This window comes from Mesorhizobium sp. WSM4821 (assembly GCF_055901555.1).
Map to the genome: position 1 here is coordinate 5,419,405 of NZ_CM148371.1, position 18,676 is coordinate 5,438,080.

20 protein-coding genes are annotated in these 18,676 nt (G+C 63.9%); 8 read left to right on the plus strand and 12 right to left on the minus strand.

Translation table 11 applies throughout. The features are described from left to right. The first annotated feature begins 121 nt into the window (after positions 1 to 121). The 3 genes from AC0NID_RS26445 (at position 122) to AC0NID_RS26455 (ending at position 1,881) form a co-directional block, all read left to right on the plus strand. On the plus strand, positions 122 to 862 hold the full coding sequence (locus AC0NID_RS26445; protein WP_473457421.1) for an SDR family NAD(P)-dependent oxidoreductase: 741 nt from the start codon (positions 122 to 124) through the stop codon (positions 860 to 862). 74 nt (positions 863 to 936) lie between these two features. Further along, on the plus strand, positions 937 to 1,566 hold the full coding sequence (locus AC0NID_RS26450) for a hypothetical protein (protein ID WP_473457420.1): 630 nt from the start codon (positions 937 to 939) through the stop codon (positions 1,564 to 1,566). A gap of 108 nt (positions 1,567 to 1,674) precedes the next feature. Then, positions 1,675 to 1,881 (plus strand): hypothetical protein, encoded by a 207-nt coding sequence (locus AC0NID_RS26455; protein WP_473457419.1) that lies wholly within the window; start codon positions 1,675 to 1,677, stop codon positions 1,879 to 1,881. 14 nt (positions 1,882 to 1,895) lie between these two features. On the opposite strand, the gene AC0NID_RS26460 is transcribed toward AC0NID_RS26455, so the two are convergent. From AC0NID_RS26460 to AC0NID_RS26470, 3 genes are all read right to left on the minus strand, one after another. Further along, positions 1,896 to 2,402: an OsmC family protein gene (locus AC0NID_RS26460; protein ID WP_473457418.1), complete on the minus strand. Its 507-nt coding sequence runs from the start codon at positions 2,400 to 2,402 to the stop codon at positions 1,896 to 1,898. Positions 2,403 to 2,544: 142 nt separating this feature from the next. Then, positions 2,545 to 3,579, minus strand: coding sequence for a MerR family transcriptional regulator (locus AC0NID_RS26465; protein ID WP_473457417.1), 1,035 nt, complete (start codon positions 3,577 to 3,579; stop codon positions 2,545 to 2,547). Between the two features lie 171 nt (positions 3,580 to 3,750). Then, entirely contained in the window at positions 3,751 to 3,903 is a 153-nt protein-coding gene (locus AC0NID_RS26470; protein WP_473457416.1) for a hypothetical protein, read from the minus strand. A gap of 94 nt (positions 3,904 to 3,997) precedes the next feature. Here AC0NID_RS26470 and AC0NID_RS26475 point away from each other — a divergent pair, with 94 nt between their 5' ends. Next, a complete protein-coding gene (locus tag AC0NID_RS26475) occupies positions 3,998 to 4,882 on the plus strand; it encodes a DMT family transporter (protein ID WP_473457415.1) in 885 nt (294 codons plus the stop codon). 163 nt (positions 4,883 to 5,045) lie between these two features. Here the strand turns inward: AC0NID_RS26475 and AC0NID_RS26480 are convergent, their stop codons facing one another. Next, positions 5,046 to 5,903 carry a LysR substrate-binding domain-containing protein gene (locus tag AC0NID_RS26480; protein ID WP_473457413.1) on the minus strand — a complete coding sequence of 286 codons (858 nt, stop codon included), beginning with the start codon at positions 5,901 to 5,903 and terminating at the stop codon, positions 5,046 to 5,048. 106 nt (positions 5,904 to 6,009) lie between these two features. Between AC0NID_RS26480 and AC0NID_RS26485 the strand changes: the two genes are divergently transcribed. Then, positions 6,010 to 6,417, plus strand: a complete 408-nt coding sequence (locus tag AC0NID_RS26485) for a tautomerase family protein (RefSeq protein ID WP_473457412.1) — start codon at positions 6,010 to 6,012, stop codon at positions 6,415 to 6,417. Between the two features lie 201 nt (positions 6,418 to 6,618). Further along, entirely contained in the window at positions 6,619 to 8,841 is a 2,223-nt protein-coding gene (locus tag AC0NID_RS26490) for an AMP-binding protein (RefSeq protein WP_473457410.1), read from the plus strand. A gap of 102 nt (positions 8,842 to 8,943) precedes the next feature. Here the strand turns inward: AC0NID_RS26490 and AC0NID_RS26495 are convergent, their stop codons facing one another. The 3 genes from AC0NID_RS26495 to AC0NID_RS26505 form a co-directional block, all read right to left on the minus strand. Continuing rightward, positions 8,944 to 9,207, minus strand: a complete 264-nt coding sequence (locus AC0NID_RS26495) for a hypothetical protein (RefSeq protein ID WP_473457409.1) — start codon at positions 9,205 to 9,207, stop codon at positions 8,944 to 8,946. A gap of 163 nt (positions 9,208 to 9,370) precedes the next feature. Then, positions 9,371 to 10,186, minus strand: a complete 816-nt coding sequence (pssA, locus tag AC0NID_RS26500; protein ID WP_473457408.1) for a CDP-diacylglycerol--serine O-phosphatidyltransferase — start codon at positions 10,184 to 10,186, stop codon at positions 9,371 to 9,373. A 3-nt stretch (positions 10,187 to 10,189) separates the two neighbouring features. After that, positions 10,190 to 10,888, minus strand: coding sequence for a phosphatidylserine decarboxylase (locus AC0NID_RS26505; RefSeq protein ID WP_473457407.1), 699 nt, complete (start codon positions 10,886 to 10,888; stop codon positions 10,190 to 10,192). Between the two features lie 221 nt (positions 10,889 to 11,109). Between AC0NID_RS26505 and AC0NID_RS26510 the strand changes: the two genes are divergently transcribed. Further along, a complete protein-coding gene (locus AC0NID_RS26510; protein ID WP_473457406.1) occupies positions 11,110 to 11,976 on the plus strand; it encodes an SMP-30/gluconolactonase/LRE family protein in 867 nt (288 codons plus the stop codon). 3 nt (positions 11,977 to 11,979) lie between these two features. Here the strand turns inward: AC0NID_RS26510 and AC0NID_RS26515 are convergent, their stop codons facing one another. From AC0NID_RS26515 to AC0NID_RS26530, 4 genes are all read right to left on the minus strand, one after another. Next, positions 11,980 to 12,327 carry an antibiotic biosynthesis monooxygenase gene (locus tag AC0NID_RS26515; RefSeq protein WP_473457405.1) on the minus strand — a complete coding sequence of 116 codons (348 nt, stop codon included), beginning with the start codon at positions 12,325 to 12,327 and terminating at the stop codon, positions 11,980 to 11,982. 109 nt (positions 12,328 to 12,436) lie between these two features. Then, the gene (locus AC0NID_RS26520) at positions 12,437 to 14,323 is read right to left on the minus strand and encodes an ABCB family ABC transporter ATP-binding protein/permease (protein WP_473457403.1); all 1,887 of its coding nucleotides are present in this window, start codon (positions 14,321 to 14,323) and stop codon (positions 12,437 to 12,439) included. A gap of 119 nt (positions 14,324 to 14,442) precedes the next feature. Further along, positions 14,443 to 14,769, minus strand: coding sequence for an ArsR/SmtB family transcription factor (locus AC0NID_RS26525; RefSeq protein WP_473457402.1), 327 nt, complete (start codon positions 14,767 to 14,769; stop codon positions 14,443 to 14,445). A gap of 85 nt (positions 14,770 to 14,854) precedes the next feature. Continuing rightward, positions 14,855 to 16,267, minus strand: coding sequence for a LysM peptidoglycan-binding domain-containing protein (locus tag AC0NID_RS26530; protein WP_473457401.1), 1,413 nt, complete (start codon positions 16,265 to 16,267; stop codon positions 14,855 to 14,857). A 147-nt stretch (positions 16,268 to 16,414) separates the two neighbouring features. Here AC0NID_RS26530 and AC0NID_RS26535 point away from each other — a divergent pair, with 147 nt between their 5' ends. Beyond that, complete coding sequence (locus AC0NID_RS26535) at positions 16,415 to 17,026, plus strand: LOG family protein (protein ID WP_473457400.1); 612 nt, start codon at positions 16,415 to 16,417, stop codon at positions 17,024 to 17,026. Positions 17,027 to 17,146: 120 nt separating this feature from the next. On the opposite strand, the gene AC0NID_RS26540 is transcribed toward AC0NID_RS26535, so the two are convergent. Next, a complete protein-coding gene (locus AC0NID_RS26540) occupies positions 17,147 to 18,499 on the minus strand; it encodes a PQQ-dependent sugar dehydrogenase (protein WP_473457399.1) in 1,353 nt (450 codons plus the stop codon). Between the last annotated feature and the right edge of the window lie 177 nt (positions 18,500 to 18,676).

Sequence of the window (18,676 nt, forward strand, 5' to 3'; positions counted from 1 at the left end):
TCAATCGCCGAGGTAAAAGGACAATCGCCAGCCTCGATGACGCCCAATCTCCCCCCTTGAGGGGGAGATGCCCGGCAGGGCAGAGGGGCGTGTTTCACGCCAACTTCACGGAAATTCCCGCATGACCCTCGACCTTTCCGGCCGCATCGCGGTCGTCACCGGCGCCTCGCGCGGCATCGGCTACTTCATCGCCAAGGAACTTGCCGCCGCCGGTGCCCATGTCATCGCCGTCGCCCGCACGGTCGGCGGGCTGGAAGAGCTTGACGACGAGATCAAGTCGGCCGGCGGGCAGGCGACGCTGGTGCCGCTCGACCTCGCCGACATGGCCGGCATCGACCGGCTGGGCGGCGCCATCCACGAACGCTGGGGCAAGCTCGACGTCCTCGTCGCCAATGCGGGGGTGCTCGGCGTCATCTCGCCGATCGGCCATGTCGAGGCCAAGACCTTCGAGAAGGTGATGACCATCAACGTCACCTCGACATGGCGGCTGATCCGTTCGGTCGACCCGCTGCTCAGGCTCTCCGATGCCGGCCGCGCCATCGTGCTTTCCTCCAACGCCGCCCATTCGGCGCGAGCCTTCTGGGCGCCTTATGCGGCATCGAAGGCTGCGGTCGAGACGATGATGCGTTCCTGGGCGCATGAGACGCAAAACTTGGCCCTCAGGGTCAATGCCGCCGACCCCGGCGCCACCCGCACCGCCATGCGGGCACAGGCCGTGCCCGGCGAGGATCCGGAAACGCTGCCGCATCCCTCGGAGATCGCCAAACGTATCGCGCCGCTGGCCAGCCCCGCGCTCAAGGAAACCGGACTGATCTTCCAGGCCAAGCACAACCGCTTTGTCGCCTACAGGCAGCCGGAGTAGACGCATCGAGCATTTTGGCGGAAGAATTGCGCCGCAACCGACGTTGTTGGAATATTCGCAAACGGAGGACCACCATGCGCAGACTGCTTCTCGTCACCGCCGCTGCATCGCTGACAGCCATCGGCGTCGCATCCTCGCAGGATGCGACGATGAGTTTCTTCGTCACCAGCGTGGGATCTGGCAAGGGCGCCGATCTCGGCGGCCTCAAGGGTGCGGACGCCCATTGCGCCTCGCTGGCTGAAGCCGCCGGCGTTACCGGCAAGACTTGGGCTGCCTATCTCTCGACCAGCACCGAGGATGCGCGCGACCGCATCGGAAAGGGGCCGTGGTTCAACGCAAAGGGCGTCAAGATCGCTGACGATGTCGCTTCGCTGCACGGCGAGGCCAATGCCATCACCAAGCAGACGGCGCTCGACGAAAAGGGTGAAGTGGTCAACGGCCGCGGCGACAAGCCCAACCGGCACGACGTGCTGACCGGCTCCACGCCCGAAGGCACGAAAATCGCCGACCAGACCTGCGGCGACTGGACGCTCAGCGGAGCTGAGGGTGCGGCGATGACGGGCCATCACGACCGCACCGGTCTCGACGATTCGGCCGCCGCCAAGTCTTGGAATTCCTCGCACGCTTCACGCGGCGGCTGCAGTCAGGAGGCGCTGAAGAGCACCGGCGGCGACGGCCTCTTCTACTGCTTTGCCGTGAACTGAGCTGTTCCGGCATTAACGCGGCTGCAATGCCGCGGCCGGCGGACGCTTTCGTCGATTGGCCGCAGTTGATAGGATTGCCTGATTCCCACAACAACCGAGGAAATTTCCATGGCGGCTTCGAGCGTAGCGTTGGTCTGGTATCTGGTAGTCGCCGGCCCGCAAGGCGGCATGGTGGTACTGCCCAGCACGTTCGACACTCGCGAACAGTGCACCTCCGCCGTCACCGAATACCAGAAGCAGCCGACGCCGGCCGGCTGGGCGGTGCAGTGCGTGCCGAGCGCCTCGCCGTTCGCCGACGAAGGCGAAAGCGAGTAGCCGACGGCGCGTTTTCAGCGCTGCGCGGTCACCGTCAGTTCCGGCTTCTGATTGATGGTCTGGAACACCACGCAATAGCGTTCGGTCAGCTTGAGCAGCGTGTCGATGCGCTCTTGTGGCTCGTCACTGTCGAGGCTGAAATTCAAACGGATCGCGCGGAAGCCGACCGGCGCATCCCTTGCCACACCTAAGGTGCCACGAAAATCGAGATCGCCTTCGGCCTCCACCGTAGCAGTGCCGAGCTTGAACTCCAGCGCCGTCGCCACCGCCTTCAGCGTTACGCCGGCGCAAGCGACCAGCGCCTCCAGCAGCATGTCGCCCGAGCACAGTTCGAGCCCGGAACCACCGGTAGCCGGATGGAGACCGGCAACGGCCAGCGCCCTGCCCGTTTCCACCTTGCAGGCGATCGATTGGTCGTCGATCGAGCCCCTGGCCCTGAGCGTGATCAGCGCACTCGACGCGTCGTCGCGATAGGCCTCCTTGAGCGGCGCCTGCATGGCCTTCAGTCCGATGGCGTCCATATCCAACCTCTTCGGCAGTTATTTTCATCGCCCGCCGCGATACTCGATGGAACCGGGTACGGCCTCAGCTTCGATTTCACGACATTTGGATCGCAGTGACAAGCTGTCCAGGCATGGCTGCGTCATTTGACCTGGTGCCTTTTCATACCACCTGGGGCCGCCAGGCGATGACGCCGTCCGTCCGAGCCCGTACCTCGGGTGAGGCCAGGCAGGTGGCGACGGCCTCGTAGCCGGGCGTGCCGGGGTACGGGGCGACATGCGTTGGCGGGCTGTGATTGGCGGGGCAGAGGATGATCGCTTCGTCGGTGCCGACGGCCGCCAGGTCCAGTATCGCGCAGGAGCGTGTGAGCAGAAAAAGTGGTCGACCACCGGGGCCACGGCGCCGCAGATGGGCAATCAGGACATCTTGCGAAGCCTGGTCCAGCCCCTGTTCGATCATGTCGACGACCAGCATCGCCGGGCCTTCGGCTTCCAGTCCAACGAGAAGGGCGATCAGTGCGTCCGATACAGTGGCGCCGTCCTCGACGAGCCAGGCCAGCGTCTGATCGACCCGCGACCTCAGAGCTGGATCCGCGTCCATGCGAGCCGGAGCCATCGCACCGCCATCCGCCAACCGGTCTAGGCCAAGGAAGGCGGTGTTGGGCAAGGTCTCGGCCAGGCGCTGCGCCAGCCGGGTCTTGCCGCTGCCTAGCGGACCGATGATGTAGTTCAGTGATCGGATAGGTCCTAGTTCGAAGCGCTCGCCGCCCCAAGGCCAGGGAAGGTCGAAAGCGACGCTGGGCGTGACATCTGGCGCCATCAGGCGCGCCAGTTCCCCGGCGGTTGGCGCCTCGCCTCGAGCGAGATCATCCCGTAGGCTACCGACCTTCTCTATAGTGCCGACAAGCTGACGCAGCCGGTCTTCGAGTACTGCCTGGTGCGCGGCCAAGACCGGCTCCAAGCCCCGCGAGTCGCCCTCCAACACCCGCGCCACCTGGGCGAGGCTGAAGCCAAGCGCGCGCAGGGCCGCGATCTCGGCTGCGCGGCCCATCTCGACAGGACCGTAGGCCCGCCATCCGGCCGCGGTGCGGATTGGAGCGATCAGGCCACGCCGCTCATAGAGCCGCAGGGCTTTGGTCGACACCCCAAGCCGGCAGGCGGCTTCGGAAGCATTCAGGAACTGGGCGGAAGAGCTCATGAATCACCTCGTTGCGGTTGACCGCCTTTCTATCGGGGCTGACCCAGGGGCCGAGTCAACAGGGAGGTTCACGGCGTGCTCCGCAGGAGCCGTGCGATACGGATGGTCACTTCGTGTCGAGCTCACGCATCGGCTCCGATGAGATGAATCAGTTGCGCAACTAAGTCCTGTTCAGCCGAATGGGCCGGACTGGATAGCCGAGCCGCCAGACCTGCCCCAACGCAAGCTCGCCGCTGGCGCAGCGTCCAGCAGGGGTTCGCCCGTATAGCGTATGCCGTGGCCGTCATCGTCGCCGCCGGCCTGCTGATCATCGGCAACGGACATTTTCGCAAGCGGCTGTAGGATGGGGCAATCCCTGCTGACAGTACGGCGTCAGGACAAGGCAGCGTAGTCTGGTGACATGACGGGATCCCTAAGCATGCCAGGCATCACCGACACCGCCGCCGAGCGCACCCTTGGCATTATCCTGGTTTCGGCGTCGGCGGCGGTCTTCGGCCTCACCGGTGTGTTGACCAAGTCGATCCATGCCGACCCGCTGACCATCACCTGCTGGCGCGGCTTCGTCGGCTCGATCCTGATCACGCTCTATGTGCTTTGGCGGCGCCGCCGCTCCGGCGGGCGTGAAAGCCTGCGCCTCGGCTGGCGCGGCTGGCTGCTGGCGATCGAGGGCGCGCTCGCCAGCATCGCCTTCATCTCGGCGTTCAAGTTCACCTTCGTCGCCAATGTCGCGATTATCTATGCCACCGCGCCCTTCGTCACCGCGCTGCTTGCCTTCATGCTGGTCCGTGAGCGCTTCCGACTGCAGACGCTTGCCGCCGCCGCCGTGTCGCTCAGCGGCGTGGCGATCATGGTCTGGTCCGGCTTCGGTGCCGGCCACCTGTTCGGCGACGGGCTGGCGCTGCTGATGACCATCGGCGCCGCGCTCTACATGATCATGGTGCGCGCCTTCCGCGACACGCCTGTGGTGTGGGCCGGCGCGGTGTCGGCGTTTCTTTTGTTCGTGCTCGGCTGGTTCGTCACCGACCCGTTGGCGGTCTCGGCCAGGGACGCCGTTCTGCTCGTCGCTTTCGGGATGTCCTTCGCGCTGGCCTCTATTCTGTGGACGGAGGGTGCGCGGCTCATCCCGGCCGCCGAATCCGGCCTGCTGGGCTCGGCTGAAGTACCGTTTGCGATCCTGTTCGCCTTTCTGTTCCTGGCCGAGATCCCGCCGGCCGCCAGCATGATCGGAGGCATCATCGTGCTTTGCGCAGTGTTCGCCCATGCCGGGCGCGACTGGCAAGCGGCGAGGCAGCGCTCTGCCTGAGAAATCTGTCCCTGAGGTAAATTTGCTCCAAATAAATTTGCAAAGTCACGGAACCATCATTGGGTTCAGGCATTGTTGGATCGACGGGTCACCCCCAAGTCCCCCCAAACCCCTCGACCCGTCAACCTATAGCCGACCGCAAGGTCGGCTTTTTCTTTGGGCATCAGGCTAGGGCCAAGGGAAGGCTGCCGCTGATCAACGCGGCCAGGTCCTGCGCTGGCCGGTCGGCCCCCTCGCGCAACCGGATGGCGAATTCTGCAGCGGGGACCGACGGCAGGCCAAGATCGCGCGGCGCCTCGACGATGCCGGAATGAGCGAACCGCGCCGTCCTCAGCGTCAGCGCGATGCCGGCATTCACCGCTGTGCGCAGTCCAGCCAGGCTGGCGCTGCCGGCGGCGATGCGGTAGCGGCGGCCAGCCGCATCAAGCGCCGCGATTGCCGCGTCGCGAAAGCCGCAATGCGGGTCGAGCAGTGCCAACGGCACCTCGTTCTGGTGCGAGACCAGCCCCTTTTGCGAACAGAGCCAGACCATCGTCTCGCGGAGCACGCCGACTTCGTCGGGCGCCGGCGCCTGGCGCATGGCGATCGCCAGATCGAGGGTGCCGGATTGCAGCGCCTGCGCCAATTCGGCGGAGCGGCCGACGCGCAACTCGATCCTGACGCGTGGATGACTCATGGCGAAGGCCCTGAGCAAATCCGGCAGGCCGCTGTCGGCGAAATCCTGCGTCGTGCCGATGGCGATGCGCCCATCGGCACGCGCGCCGTTGAGCGCCAGCCACGCCTCGCGATGGGCGGCCAGGATGCGCCGCGCATGTCCGACAAGATCCTCGCCGGCCGGCGTCAAGCCGCGCCCTCGCCCCTGCGGCACCAAAAGCGGTTCGCCGACAATGTCCTCCAGCCGCTGCATCTGCGCCGTCACCGCCGAAGGCGATCGGCCAACGATCGATGCCGCCTGTGCCAGCGAGCCGCCATCGACGAAGGCGAGAAAAGTTTTGAGGAGATCGGGATCGAGCGTCTGCATAATTCAATATTATCGAAGTGTTACTCAAAAACAATTCGATTTTTTCGATTATAGAACCGTGACATGGTTTTCTCTACCGCGCGAGACAAAACCCAGGAGAAGAGATATGCCGATCATCAATGTCAGCGTCACCGGCAGGCCCGATGCCGCTCTGTCCGCCACCATAGCGCGGGAGGTAAGCGAACTGACCGCGACGCATCTGCGCAAGGATCCCACCATCACGGCAGTCGCCATATCCTATCTCGACCCGCAGCACTGGTTCGCCAGCGGCAAGTCAATGGCCGAGCACGGCGTGAAGACCTTCTGGCTCGACATAAAGGTGGTCGACGGTACTAACACCAAGCTCGAACTGGAAGGCTATCTCAAGGCGATCTTCACCGCCTTTGGCCGCATGCTGGGTCAGATGCACGAGGAAAGCTACGCCTTTGTGCATGAGGTGCCGGCCGCTGCCTATGGCTATGGCGGCAAGACGCAGGAATTCCGCTTCATCAGCGGGAGGTTGAAAGCGGCGTGAGCCGCTCCGTCGATCCACACTCATCCCGCAGGCGCTTTCTCTGCCGCAAGGACAGATTGGCACGCACTTTTACTGGCGGGTTAGCCCAGCAAGGCTAAGGAACCGCACCTCCGCATTGACGTTGAGCCCACTTCGGCTAGGTTCTCACCGAAGCGCCCGCCAAAGAGGCGCGACGTGAAGAACGTTGGGAGAGATGCGGCCATGATCCTGACACTGGCGCTGCTTGCGGGCCTCGTTGCGGCCTGGCTGCTGATCGGCGTGGTGGAGAAATTCCGCCTCGGCCTGCGCTTCATCCAGGCGCTGCTGTATGTGCCGTTCAAGCTCGCCTACCGGATTGCCGACGGTCGTATCAGGATCGCCCGCAACGCAGCCACCCCGGTCATCTATGTCATTTCGCATCAGTCGCGCCTCGAACCGGCGCTGATGCTGTCACTGCTGCCGGAAGACACGTTGCACATCCTCGATCAGGCCTCGGCGCGGTCGCCCTGGCTCGAACCCTGGCGCGAGCTTGGCCGCACAATCGCCTTCAACGCCGAGCACGTCTTCGTCAGCCGTCGGCTGGTGCGGGTGCTGAAGGGCAAGGGCCGCCTCGCCGTCTACCTGCCTGATGCGGTCGAGCCTGATGTCAGAACGTTTCGCCTGTTTCGCGCCGTCACCCGCATCGCGATGCAGGCCGACGCCCGCATCGTGCCGATCTTCGTCGCTGGAGCACGAACGCTGCCGGCATCGCTGACGCCGGCGAACAAGGCGCCGCGGCACTGGTTTCCGCGCCTGTCGATCAGTGTGCTGGAGCCGATGACCATCGCCGAGCTTTTGGCGCGAAACCCTGATCAGTCCTCGAACACCAATGCGCTGTTCGACCGTTTCGCCGAGGCCCGGCTGTTCGGCAGCGATCTTGATCGCGGCCTGTTTCTCGCCATACGCGACGCCGCCGACCGGGTCGGCGCCTCACATCCTATCGTCGAAGACGTGATCAGCGGCGCGCTGAGCTACAGAAAGCTGTTCATCGGCGCGCGGGTGTTGGGCCGCCGCTTCGAGGCCGTGACGGCGCCGGGCGAAGCGGTTGGACTGCTGCTGCCCAACGCCAACGGCGTTGTGCTGTCGTTCATTGGCCTGTTGTCGGCGAGCCGGGTGGCCGCGATGATCAACTACACCGCAGGCCCGGCCAGCGTCACCGCAGCCGTGCGCACTGCGGAGATCCGCACGGTGGTCTCGTCGCGAGCCTTTGTCGACAAGGCCAGCCTCGCTGACATCGTCGAGGCAGTGGAAGAAGGCGGCGCCCGGCTGCTGTGGCTGGAGGATGTGCGGGCCAGCGTAACCGTGCTGGACAAGCTCGCCGCCGCGCTGCTGTGGCGCCTGCCGCTGCAGCGGCAGAATGCAGCCAAGCCTGCGGTGATCCTGTTCACCTCAGGCTCTGAGGGCACGCCCAAGGCGGTGGTGCTGTCGCATAGGAACCTTCTCGCCAACGCCATGCAGGCCGAAGCCCGCATCACCATCTCGCCAGCCGACATCCTGCTCAACGTGCTGCCGGTGTTCCACTCGTTCGGGCTCACCGGCGGCACCATCCTGCCGCTGGTCACCGGGGTAAAATTGTTCCTCTACCCCTCGCCGCTCCACTACAAGCTGATCCCCGAAGTCGCGCGCAAGGCAAGGCCGACCGTCATGTTCGGCACGGACACCTTCCTCGCCAATTATGCGCGCACCGCCAAGGACGGCGATTTCTCCAGCCTGCGCTTCATCGTCGCCGGCGCCGAGGCGGTGAGAACGGAGACGCGCCGTGTCTACCGTGAACGCTTCCAGGCCGAGATCATCGAAGGTTTCGGGCTGACCGAGGCAGCGCCCGTTGTTGCCGTCAACACAGCCATCCACGGCCGCGACGGCACGGTCGGCCGGCTGTTGCCGGCCATACGGATGAAACTCGAACCGGTCGAGGGCATCAGCAGCGCCGGACAGTTGTGGCTCGATGGGCCGAACCTGATGATGGGCTACATGACAGCAGATCGACCCGGCGAATTGCAGCCGCGCGACGGCTGGCACGATACCGGCGACATCGTTTCAGTCGACCGCGAGGGCTTCCTCACCATCCGCGGCCGGGCCAAGCGCTTCGCCAAGATCGCCGGCGAGATGGTGTCGCTGGGCGCGGTCGAGATGCTGGTGCAGTCGCTATGGCCGGAAGAGCACCACGCCGTGGTGGCGGTTCCGGACAAACGCCGCGGCGAGCGCATCGTGCTGGTCACCACCGCCAATGACGCCGACCCCAACGAATTGCGCACGTTCGGAAAAAAAGCCGGTGCCGCCGACCTCATGGTGCCGAACGACATCGTCAAGGTCGAGGAAATCCCGGTGCTGGGCTCGGGCAAGACCGATTACGTCTCGACCCGCAGGCTGGCAATCAGCCGCCTGGGACTCAGCGAGGCAGCTTAAAGCCATGCTTGTCGTCCAAAAGTGCGCAGCGGTTTTGGGATAACGGCATGCGTAACAATAAGAACTTAAAGCGCGTCACGTGAATCCTTCAGACGCGACGCTTTAAAGGACCACCACCGACAACAGCAGGATAACGCCGACCGCCATCATTAGCAGGCCCGGCCAGTTCTGCGACAGGCCCAGGAAACCAAGGCCGCGCCGCCGCGGCTCAAGTGTCGGGCCTGGCGTTGCGAGCTTTGGGGTCGGGCGATCAGGCGCCGTGTGAACAGGCTCCGGATCGCTGAGCCGCCCGCGCCCGAGGGCTGCGCCAGCCATGTACACAACGCCAGCGACAATGAGCAACGCACCGATGAGAACGACAGCCATTTCTCCTCACTCTTCTCCAGGTCCTGCACCTGGGACAGCAGCTTGAGAGATCGGTGGCGAGGCATTTCGCGAGGCCGCGCCTCGCCCGCTGAGACAGAACGGTCAACATGCCCGGCAGGTTCCCGCGCCAGGTGACTGCCGGAGCGAATTGGCGACAGGCCTGTCAGCCGATGTCTGAAGGCGGCACCTTCTCGCCTTCGCGCTTGGCGCGCCTCGAATAGGCGCGGACGCTGAACGGAAGGAAGATCAGATAGCCGGCGACCGACGCCGTCAGCGTGTACCAGGGGTAGGTCATCAACAGCAGGATGTAGAGGACGACGCCGAGGATGATCGGCAGCACCTTGTCGCCCGGGACTTTCAGGCTTTTGCCGGAATAGACCGGCAGCCGACTGACCAGCAGGAAGGCGACCAGGATGGTAAAGCCGGTAGCCACGTAGGCCGCAGGGCGGGACGGCTCCAGGCCAAGCCGCAGAAAGTACAGATAGAGCGGCAGCATCACCAGCACGGCACCCGCCGGCGCTGGCACACCGACGAAATACTCGACCTGCCACTGCGGCCGGTCGGTCTCTTCGTCGAGCACGTTGAAGCGGGCAAGCCTCAGCCCACAGGCGATGGTGAACAGGAGCGCGGCAATCCAGCCCGGCGATCCGGCCCGGTCGAGCAGGAAGGCATAGAGCACCAGTGCGGGTGCTACGCCGAAATTGACGATGTCGGCCAGCGAATCCATCTGCGCGCCGAATTTGGACGTCGCCTTCAGCATTCGCGCCAGGCGGCCGTCGATGCCGTCGAGGAAGGCGGCGAGCAGCACCATCACCACTGCCGGTTCGAAACGGCCTTCGAAGCCGAAGCGGATGCCGGAGAGGCCGGCGCAGATGGCGAGCACGGTGACGAGATTGGGCAGCACCATGCGCATCGGGATTTCACGGATGCGCGGGCCGCCGCCGCCATGCGCCTCGAATTTCTTGAATGGCGCGCCCACGGCTCAGGACACCCGCACGAGCGGCGTTGCGGCGACACCGCCGAATTCGGCCAGTATGGTCTCACCGCCAACCGCGGTCTGGCCGACGGCGACACGCGGTGTCGCCGTCGAGGGCAGGAACACGTCGACGCGCGAGCCGAAGCGGATCAGCCCGAAGCGCTCGCCGATGCCGATCGTCCCGCCGGCCTCTGCCCAGCAGACGATGCGCCGTGCCACCAGGCCGGCGATCTGCACCGCGGCCACCGTGCCGTTCGGGCTTTCGATGACCAGGCCGTTGCGCTCATTGTCGGCACTCGCCTTGTCGAGTGCCGCGTTGAGGAATGCACCCGGCCGATGCTCGATCCTTGTGATGCGGCCGCGCACCGGAGCGCGGTTCACATGGCAGGAGAAGACGTCCATGAACACCGAGATGCGGGTCATTTCGGCGCCGCCGAGTCCGAGTTCGCGCGGCGGCACGGCCGGACCGACCGCGGTGATGATGCCGTCGGCCGGGCTGACCACCAGCCGATCGTCGACAGGCGTGACGCGCTCCGGATCGCGGAAGAAATAGACGCACCACGCCGTCAGGATCAGGCAGATCCAGAACAGGATGGAAGAGAAATAGCCGAGGAAAAGCGTCACCGCGGCGAACGCCGCTATGAACGGATAGCCTTCGCGATGGATCGGAACGAACGTTTTCTTGATCGTGTCGACGAGGTCCATGGAATGGAAACAGCCCTAATTTCAGGTCCGGCCTCAATAGCGGAAAGGCCCCGTCGTCGCAACGCAACAATGGGGAAGGCCATGCTTAGCATCAACGCGGTTGATCCAGCCTATTCGAAAAAAGGCGCTATCGCTGTCGGCGCGGGACACCCTCGCCCGTCCTTGGCAAGACAGCGCTTCTCATCGGCGTATGACACGCGCAACCCGGAGGTTCTCTGTCCATGCAGAAATCAGCAGCCAAAAAAGCACGCGTGGTGACGAACGGCCTTGCCTTCGGCGAGTCGCCGCGCTGGCATGAGGGTCGGCTGTGGTTCTGCAACTGGGGAACCGGCCAGATCATCGCCGTCGATGCCGACGGCAGCAGCGACATCATGCTCACCGTGCCGGCCACCCTGCCCTATTCGATCGACTGGCTGCCGGACGGTCGCCTGCTCGTCGTCTGCGGACGTGAGGGGCTGGTGCTGCGGCAGGAAGTAGAGGGAACGCTGGTCACCCATGCTGATCTGGGAGGTCTTTCAAGTTGCCCGTGGAATGAGATCGTCGTCGATGGACGCGGCAACATCTACGTCAATGGCGGCGGGCCGGCGCCTGCTCCCGTTCAGCATTTCGGCCCCGGCACCATCGTGCTGATTGCTCCGGACGGCTCGGCGCGGCAGGAGGCTGAGAACATCGCCTTCGCCAACGGGATGGCGGTAACGCCTGACAACAAGACGCTGATCGTCGCCGAATCCCACGCCAACAGGCTGACTGCCTTCGATATCGCCGCCGATGGCAGTCTTGCCAACCGGCGGCTTTGGGCCAACCTCGGCAACGGCTTTCCCGACGGCATCTGTCTCGATGCCGAGGGTGCCGTCTGGTATGCCGACGTTCCCAATCGGCATTGCGTGCGGGTGCTCGAGGGCGGCGCGATGCTCGAGAACGTCGATGCCGATCGCGGCTGCTTTGCCTGCATGCTCGGCGGCGTCGACGGCAAGACGCTGTTCATTGTCGCCGCGGAATGGCGCGGCTTCGAAAACATGATTAGCGATGCCCGCACCGGCCAGTTGCTCAGCATCGAGGCTCCCGCACCGGGTGCCGGCTGGCCGTAGAAACTACACGCCGGGAATCCGCTGATAGGTGGCGATGTCGGCCTTGACGCCAAGTCGCGCGATCGTCTCCTGCGGGTTGAAGGCAATGCGCTCATGCGCAGCCTTGACGATCGGCACCACCTTGTCGACGGCAACCTGGCTTTCCCATTCGACAATGGTGACGAGGTTGAACTCGCCCGGCCCAGAGAATTGTTCGAGCAGGAAATCCTGTACGAAGCCTTGCTGCCGGCGCAGCAATTCATGCGTCATCCTAACCTTGGCGATGATTTCTTGGCGTGCCTCGCCAGGGACGACGAACTTGTCGACCCTGAACACACTACCACTGCCATGCTGTTGATTTAGCTTATCCATTTCCAGTATCTCCGATCGCGAACAGGTGCACAAACGCACCTTCGATCGGTGGTCTACGATCTCAACTTAAGTTGAGGTCAAGCGGATAAATGAACCCATTCTCAAAACGTCAATTCACCTCCGAAGGTCGGCGGCGGACGACGACGCCGAGTTCGTCGCTCTCACGCGCAATGCGCAACCGCTCCTCGGCCTCCGTCGCTTCGCGCTGGCGGTCCCACATCGAGGCGTAGAGGCCAGCCTTGCGCATCAAGGCGGCATGAGTGCCGCGCTCGGCGATCTGGCCATCCTGCAGCACGATGATCTCGTCGGCCGAAATTACCGTCGACAGCCGGTGAGCGATGACGATGGTGGTGCGGCCCTGGCTGACGAGATCGAGCGCCGCCTGTATTTCCTGTTCGGTATGGCTGTCCAGCGCCGAGGTCGCCTCGTCGAGCATCAGGATCGGCGGCGCCTTCAAAATGGTGCGGGCAATCGCCACGCGCTGCTTCTCGCCGCCGGAGAGTTTCAGCCCCCGCTCGCCGACCATCGACCGGTAGCCGTCGGGCAGCCGCTCGATGAACGGCCCGATCTGAGCGAGTTCGGCCGCCTTGCGGACGTCCTCCTCGCCGGCATCGATGCGGCCATAGCGGATGTTGTAGGCGATGGTGTCGTTGAACAGCACGGTGTCCTGCGGCACCATGCCGATCGCCGCGCGCAGGCTCTCCTGCGTTACGTCGCGAATATCCTCGCCGTCGATCAGGATCTTGCCGCCCTGAATGTCGTAAAAGCGGAACAGGAGCCGCGAAATGGTCGACTTGCCGGCGCCCGACGGTCCGACAATGGCAACCGTTTTGCCGGCCGGCACCTCGAAGCTGATTCCTTTCAGGATCTTGCGGTTCGGGTCGTAGGAAAAGTGCACGTCGCGGAACTCGACCTTGCCGGCGCCGACGACCAGCGGCTTGGCACCTGCTTTGTCGACGATCTCCTGCGGCACGTCGAGCAGGTCGAACATCTGCTCGATATCGGTCAAGCCCTGGCGGATTTCACGGTAGATGAAGCCGATGAAATTGAGCGGCACCGATAGCTGCATCAGCATGGCGTTGATGAAGACGAAGTCGCCGACGGTTTGTGTGCCAGCCTGTACTTCCAGCGCCGAAAGGCACATGACGATGACCGTGCCGAGGCCGAAGATGACGCCCTGGCCGAAGTTCAGCCAGCCAAGCGAAGTCCAGATCTTGGTCGCGGCGATCTCGTAGCGCGCCATCGAACGGTCGAAGCGCTGGGCCTCCATGACCTCGTTGTTGAAATACTTGACCGTCTCGAAGTTGAGCAGCGAGTCGATCGCCTTGGTGTTGGCGTCGGTGTCGCTGTCGTTCATGTCGCGGCGGATGCCGATGCGCCAGTCGCTTGCCCTGACCGTGAACCATACGTACAGCCAGACCGTGACCGCGACGACCGCGACATATTTCCAGCCATAGGCATAAGCGAAAATGCCGGCCGTCAGCGCGAACTCGAGGATGGTCGGCAAGGTGTTGAGCACGGTGAAGCGAACGATCGTCTCGATACCCTTGGTGCCGCGCTCGATAATGCGCGACAGGCCGCCGGTGCGGCGTTCGAGATGGAAGCGCAGCGACAGTTGATGCATGTGGATGAAAGTACGGAAGGCGAGCTGGCGCACCGCATACTGCCCAACGCGGGCAAACAGCGCGTCGCGGAGCTGGTTGAAGCCGAGCTGCAGCAGCCGCACGACATTGTAGGCTACGACCAGCATGACCGGCGCCAGCAGGAAAGCCGGCAGCGGCGGCGCCGACCTGGCGTCGCCGGCCAGCGCATCTGTCGCCCATTTGAAGAAATAGGGACCGGCAACCAGCGTCAGCTTGGCGACGACCAGAAGCACGGTCGCCCACACCACCCGTGCCCTGAGGTCGGCGCGGTCGGCCGGCCACATGTAGGGCCAAAGGTTGCGCAATGTCTTGAAAGTCGAGCCGGAGTCGGCGGACACGGTTTTTTCGGCCATTTTTATTGCCTTTTTCTTATCTCTTATTGCCTGACCATGATCTTTTCAGAACCGTAGGTCAGCGCAGCAAACCGGATTCCATTTTTCGCCGACGCTGCCCTTCAGTTCGGGATCATGGTCTAGCGGCCGGAGCAGCAGGAATTGACAAGCGCGGCCAGCGATGCGGAAACATCGGCGAGCGCAGCACCGTCGACTTCATAGCGCGAGCGCTGCCGGTCCGGTTCGTAGCGGACGAGCCCGGCGTCGACCAGTATCTTCAGGTGCTGCGAAACGGTGGACTGCGCCAGGTCGAGATGGTCGACGACCTCGCGGCAGCAGCAGGAGCGGCTGGCCGAAAGATGCCTGAGGATCTCGATCCGCGCCGGATGCGAAAGCGCGGCAAGCTTCGCGGCAACGGACTGGCTGTCGGCGAAGCCGCAGGTCTTCTCGGTCAACGGGGCGTTCATCGTCTATCGGCGATAAACGATGAACAAACCTTCCGCAAGAGCACCCAAATGAGAAAAAGGAATTCTACTACTGGACCTTGGACTGCTAGTTGGCCTTGGCAGGGGCTGTCGTCAACTGGTCGCCCATCGCCTTGAGGTCGGCCGCTTCGCCTTCCTGCGTTTTTTCCGGGACCTTGAACACCTGCCCCGGCCAGATACGGTCGGGATCGCTGATCTGATCCTGGTTGGCGAGATAGATGGTCGAGTAGCGCACGCCGTGGCCATAGACCCGCCGCGAGATCCGCCACAGCGTGTCGTGGCGGCGGATGATAACGGCGCCATCGGCATGCTCGAGCTGAGGCGCCGTCATCTCGGGAATTTTGGCCGGAGGCGTCGCCGCCGCCGCTCCGGCCGGCGCTTCGGCAGCAGGCGCGGTCGCGTCAGCGGCGGGCGGCGTGGCAGGCTGTACCTCGGCTGGCTTCGGCTCGGTGGGCGCAACGGCAGCGACCGACTCGCCCGGTTCCCGCTCGAACGGCACCGCGGCACGGGCCGCCACCTTGACCCCGTCGGCATCGAGTGCGTCGACATGAATCGTATAGGTGCCGACGGGAATGTCGCGCGTCGCCTCAACCAGGAAGTGGCCATCGGGCGAGGTTTTGGCTTCGCCGAGCAAGATATCGTTGGCATAGGCGCGCACCTTGCGGCCGGGGTCGGCGAGGCCGGCGACGAAGATCTTGTTGCCGTCGATCTCGACTGCCTCCACGATGATTTTGGGTCCCGCCGCTGGCGCGGCAGGTGCCGGAGATGTTGCCGGAGCCGGCGCGGGCGCGGCTTCCTCGACAGCCGGCGCAGTAGCAGCGGGTGCCGGAGCGGGTGGCGTCGCTTCTGCGGTGTCGGGGGTCGGAGCGGCCGCCTTGTCACCGGCAGGCGGCACTTCAGGCTTCTTTTCGGCGGTAGGAACGGTGAGCAATTCGGACGGCTTGCCAGGCTCTTCAATCATCGCCAGCACCTGGCCAGCCGGATTCTGGGGAATAGACACCACGGCAGTCTGCACAGAGGGGGTCACGACATTGTCGGTCGTCGAGCGCAGCGCGATCGTGTAATCGCCGGGTTTCAGTGGATCGTCGAGAACGATGGCAAAAGCGCCATCGACACCGGCGACGGTCGAGCCGAGAACCGTCGAACCGTTGAGTATCTCCACCTTGGCGTTGGGTGCGGCATTGCCGGCGACGACGATAGAGCCCTTGATTTCGACCCGAACGATATCGAAGGTGGGCGCGATCGCATCAGCCACGGCCGGTGCTGCCGGTGCCATCGCATCTGTGGCAGGCGCGGGCGGCAGTGATCCCTCGGCCGCCGGCTCGGCCGGCTTCTCTGCCGGCGGGGTCAGCGAAGCGACTTCCGCCGCCGGGGTGCGATTGAGATATGGGTCGAGCGCGCCCGACACATAGGCGGTTCCCGCAGCGGCGACGGAGCCGCCGGCGGCGAACAAAAACGCCTTCAATGGATTAATTGCCATATTTCCCTGCCCCTTAGCCACCTAATGCCGGTCTAGCCTGTTTTGCCCAAACCGACAAGAAAAAGGGGACCGACTGGAAAAGGGGCCAGCAAGAAAAAGTCCACCCCGGACTTGACCACGAATAAAGACCCAATCACCAATCATCCCATGAACACGATTCGATCCGTCTGCGTCTATTGCGGCTCGTCTCCGGGCCACGATGCGACCTATGCCAAGGCCGGACACCTGCTTGGGCGTTCGATCGCCAAAACCGGCCTGCGTCTGATCTATGGCGGCGGCACCAGGGGTATCATGGGAGCCGTCGCCGAAGGCGCGTTGCGGGCTGGCGGCAAGGTTACCGGCATCATTCCGCGCTTCCTGATCAACAGGGAGGCCACCGAAACCGCGCTTGACCGGCTCGACGAGCTCGTGATCACCGACAACATGCACGAGCGCAAGCACAGCATGTTCGAGAAATCCGACGCCTTTGTGGCGCTGCCCGGTGGCATCGGTACGGTCGAGGAAATCATCGAGATCATGACCTGGGCGCAGCTCGGCCATCATCGCAAGCCGATCGTCTTCGGCAATGTCGGCGGATTTTGGGATCCGATGCTGGCGCTGCTCGACCATATGATGGCCGAAGGCTTCATCCACACCGCGCAACGGGTCAAGCCGCTGGTGGTCGAAGACCCGGAAGCGATCGTCGCCGCCATCATGGTCGCTGGATCGTCGGTCGATGCGCCGACCGAGGGTGTGCAGTCGCTGATCGACAAACTTTAGGGGAGTAAAGCAGTAAGGGAGGAGGGCATTGCATGCCGCGCTCATGAGGCGCTTCCCTACCGCCCTACCGCCCTACCGCCCTACCGCCCTACCGCCCTACCGCCCTACCGCCCTACCGCCCTACCGCCCTACTGCTCCCGCAAATCGGCGACTTGCCCGGCTGACCCGCCAGATGACATTGCCGACATCGTCGGCGACGAGCAACGCACCGGCCTGATCGATAACAACGCCGACCGGACGGCCCATCGCCTTGCCATCAAGCCCGATGAAGCCAGTGAGCACATCCTTCGGGGGACCGCTCGGTTTACCACTGCGGAACGGCACGAAGATCACCTTGTAACCGCTGCGCACGCTTCTGTTCCATGAGCCGTGCTGGCCGACGAAGGCGCCGTTGCCGTAGGCCGGACCGAGCGGCGCGCCTTTGGAGAAGGTCAGTCCCAGTGAGGCGGTATGCGAACCCAGGGCATAATCGGGCTTGACTGCCCTCGCCACGAGATCGGGGCGCTGCGGCTTGACGCGTTCGTCGACGTTCTGTCCGTAGTAGCTATAGGGCCAGCCGTAGAACGCGCCGTCACGAACCGAGGTCATGTAATCCGGCACGAGATCGTCGCCGATCTCGTCACGCTCGTTCACGGCGACCCAAAGCTCGCCAGTTTCACGGTTCCAGGAGAGCCCGTTCGGGTTGCGCAGCCCCGACGCGAAGACCCGGACGCGGCGGGCGGACAAATCCACTTCAAGGACGGCGGCACGGTTCTTCTCCGCGGCCATGCCGTTTTCTCCAACGTTACTGTTGGAACCGGCGGTGACGTAGAGCTTGCGTCCATCCGAACTCGCGATCACGTCCTTGGTCCAATGGTGGTTAAGGTCTCCGGCTGGCAAGTCGATAATCTTTTCCGGCGGTGTGGTGACTCGGGTCTGGCCGTTGGAGTAGGGGAAAGCGACGATCGCGTCGGTATTCGCGACGTAGAGCTTGCCTTTGGACAGCGTCATACCGAAGGGTGAATTGAGGCCTTCCGCGAACGTCCCGCGCACATCCGCAACGCCGTCGCCATTGGTGTCACGCAGGAGCGTGATTCGGTTCGCGCTTGGGGTCGCGGCGCCGGCACGCTTCATGGCCAGGTCCATGAAGACCTTTTTAAGGCTAAAACCTTCGTCATGCTTGGCAGGAGCGTTGGTTTCGGCAACCAGCACGTCGCCGTTCGGAAGCACATAGAGCCAGCGCGGATGGTCAACGCCGGTGGCGAAGGCGTTCACCGTCAGCCCCTTCGCCGAGGTCGGCATCCCACCTTTCTGCCAGCCTTTCGCATCGGCGATGTTGACGGTCGGGATCAGCGTCGGCCTTGGTTTCGGTAAAGTGGGGTTGGGGCCATAGCCGGTTATTGCCCCGGTTTTCTGCGCCGAAAAGCCGGCGCAGCTCGCCATCACGGCTCCCAATGCCGCTATGAGTACGTTTCGTGGGAAGCCGGCATGCATCGGACGTCCTCCGCATGGATTTTGCGTCGTGCTCTTTGTGTAAACGCACGTCAACGGCGTATTATTCCAAACTGTCTCCAAACGACGGCGTTCGGAGGAGTGCCTCGGATGACAGTCAAAGTGTCAAGAAAGCGTCATACGAAACCGGGAGCGCCGTGCTAGGAATCGCCGGCGCCA

What these genes read in the sequence shown, in the direction of transcription:
- AC0NID_RS26445 (WP_473457421.1), top strand. Translation starts at nt 122, where the DNA reads ATGACCCTCGACCTTTCCGGCCGCATCGCGGTCGTCACCGGCGCCTCG.
- AC0NID_RS26450 (WP_473457420.1), top strand. Translation starts at nt 937, where the DNA reads ATGCGCAGACTGCTTCTCGTCACCGCCGCTGCATCGCTGACAGCCATC.
- AC0NID_RS26455 (WP_473457419.1), top strand. Translation starts at nt 1,675, where the DNA reads ATGGCGGCTTCGAGCGTAGCGTTGGTCTGGTATCTGGTAGTCGCCGGC.
- AC0NID_RS26460 (WP_473457418.1), bottom strand. Translation starts at nt 2,402, where the DNA reads ATGGACGCCATCGGACTGAAGGCCATGCAGGCGCCGCTCAAGGAGGCC.
- AC0NID_RS26465 (WP_473457417.1), bottom strand. Translation starts at nt 3,579, where the DNA reads ATGAGCTCTTCCGCCCAGTTCCTGAATGCTTCCGAAGCCGCCTGCCGG.
- AC0NID_RS26470 (WP_473457416.1), bottom strand. Translation starts at nt 3,903, where the DNA reads ATGTCCGTTGCCGATGATCAGCAGGCCGGCGGCGACGATGACGGCCAC.
- AC0NID_RS26475 (WP_473457415.1), top strand. Translation starts at nt 3,998, where the DNA reads ATGCCAGGCATCACCGACACCGCCGCCGAGCGCACCCTTGGCATTATC.
- AC0NID_RS26480 (WP_473457413.1), bottom strand. Translation starts at nt 5,903, where the DNA reads ATGCAGACGCTCGATCCCGATCTCCTCAAAACTTTTCTCGCCTTCGTC.
- AC0NID_RS26485 (WP_473457412.1), top strand. Translation starts at nt 6,010, where the DNA reads ATGCCGATCATCAATGTCAGCGTCACCGGCAGGCCCGATGCCGCTCTG.
- AC0NID_RS26490 (WP_473457410.1), top strand. Translation starts at nt 6,619, where the DNA reads ATGATCCTGACACTGGCGCTGCTTGCGGGCCTCGTTGCGGCCTGGCTG.
- AC0NID_RS26495 (WP_473457409.1), bottom strand. Translation starts at nt 9,207, where the DNA reads ATGGCTGTCGTTCTCATCGGTGCGTTGCTCATTGTCGCTGGCGTTGTG.
- AC0NID_RS26505 (WP_473457407.1), bottom strand. Translation starts at nt 10,888, where the DNA reads ATGGACCTCGTCGACACGATCAAGAAAACGTTCGTTCCGATCCATCGC.
- AC0NID_RS26510 (WP_473457406.1), top strand. Translation starts at nt 11,110, where the DNA reads ATGCAGAAATCAGCAGCCAAAAAAGCACGCGTGGTGACGAACGGCCTT.
- AC0NID_RS26515 (WP_473457405.1), bottom strand. Translation starts at nt 12,327, where the DNA reads ATGGATAAGCTAAATCAACAGCATGGCAGTGGTAGTGTGTTCAGGGTC.
- AC0NID_RS26520 (WP_473457403.1), bottom strand. Translation starts at nt 14,323, where the DNA reads ATGGCCGAAAAAACCGTGTCCGCCGACTCCGGCTCGACTTTCAAGACA.
- AC0NID_RS26525 (WP_473457402.1), bottom strand. Translation starts at nt 14,769, where the DNA reads ATGAACGCCCCGTTGACCGAGAAGACCTGCGGCTTCGCCGACAGCCAG.
- AC0NID_RS26530 (WP_473457401.1), bottom strand. Translation starts at nt 16,267, where the DNA reads ATGGCAATTAATCCATTGAAGGCGTTTTTGTTCGCCGCCGGCGGCTCC.
- AC0NID_RS26535 (WP_473457400.1), top strand. Translation starts at nt 16,415, where the DNA reads ATGAACACGATTCGATCCGTCTGCGTCTATTGCGGCTCGTCTCCGGGC.
- AC0NID_RS26540 (WP_473457399.1), bottom strand. Translation starts at nt 18,499, where the DNA reads ATGCATGCCGGCTTCCCACGAAACGTACTCATAGCGGCATTGGGAGCC.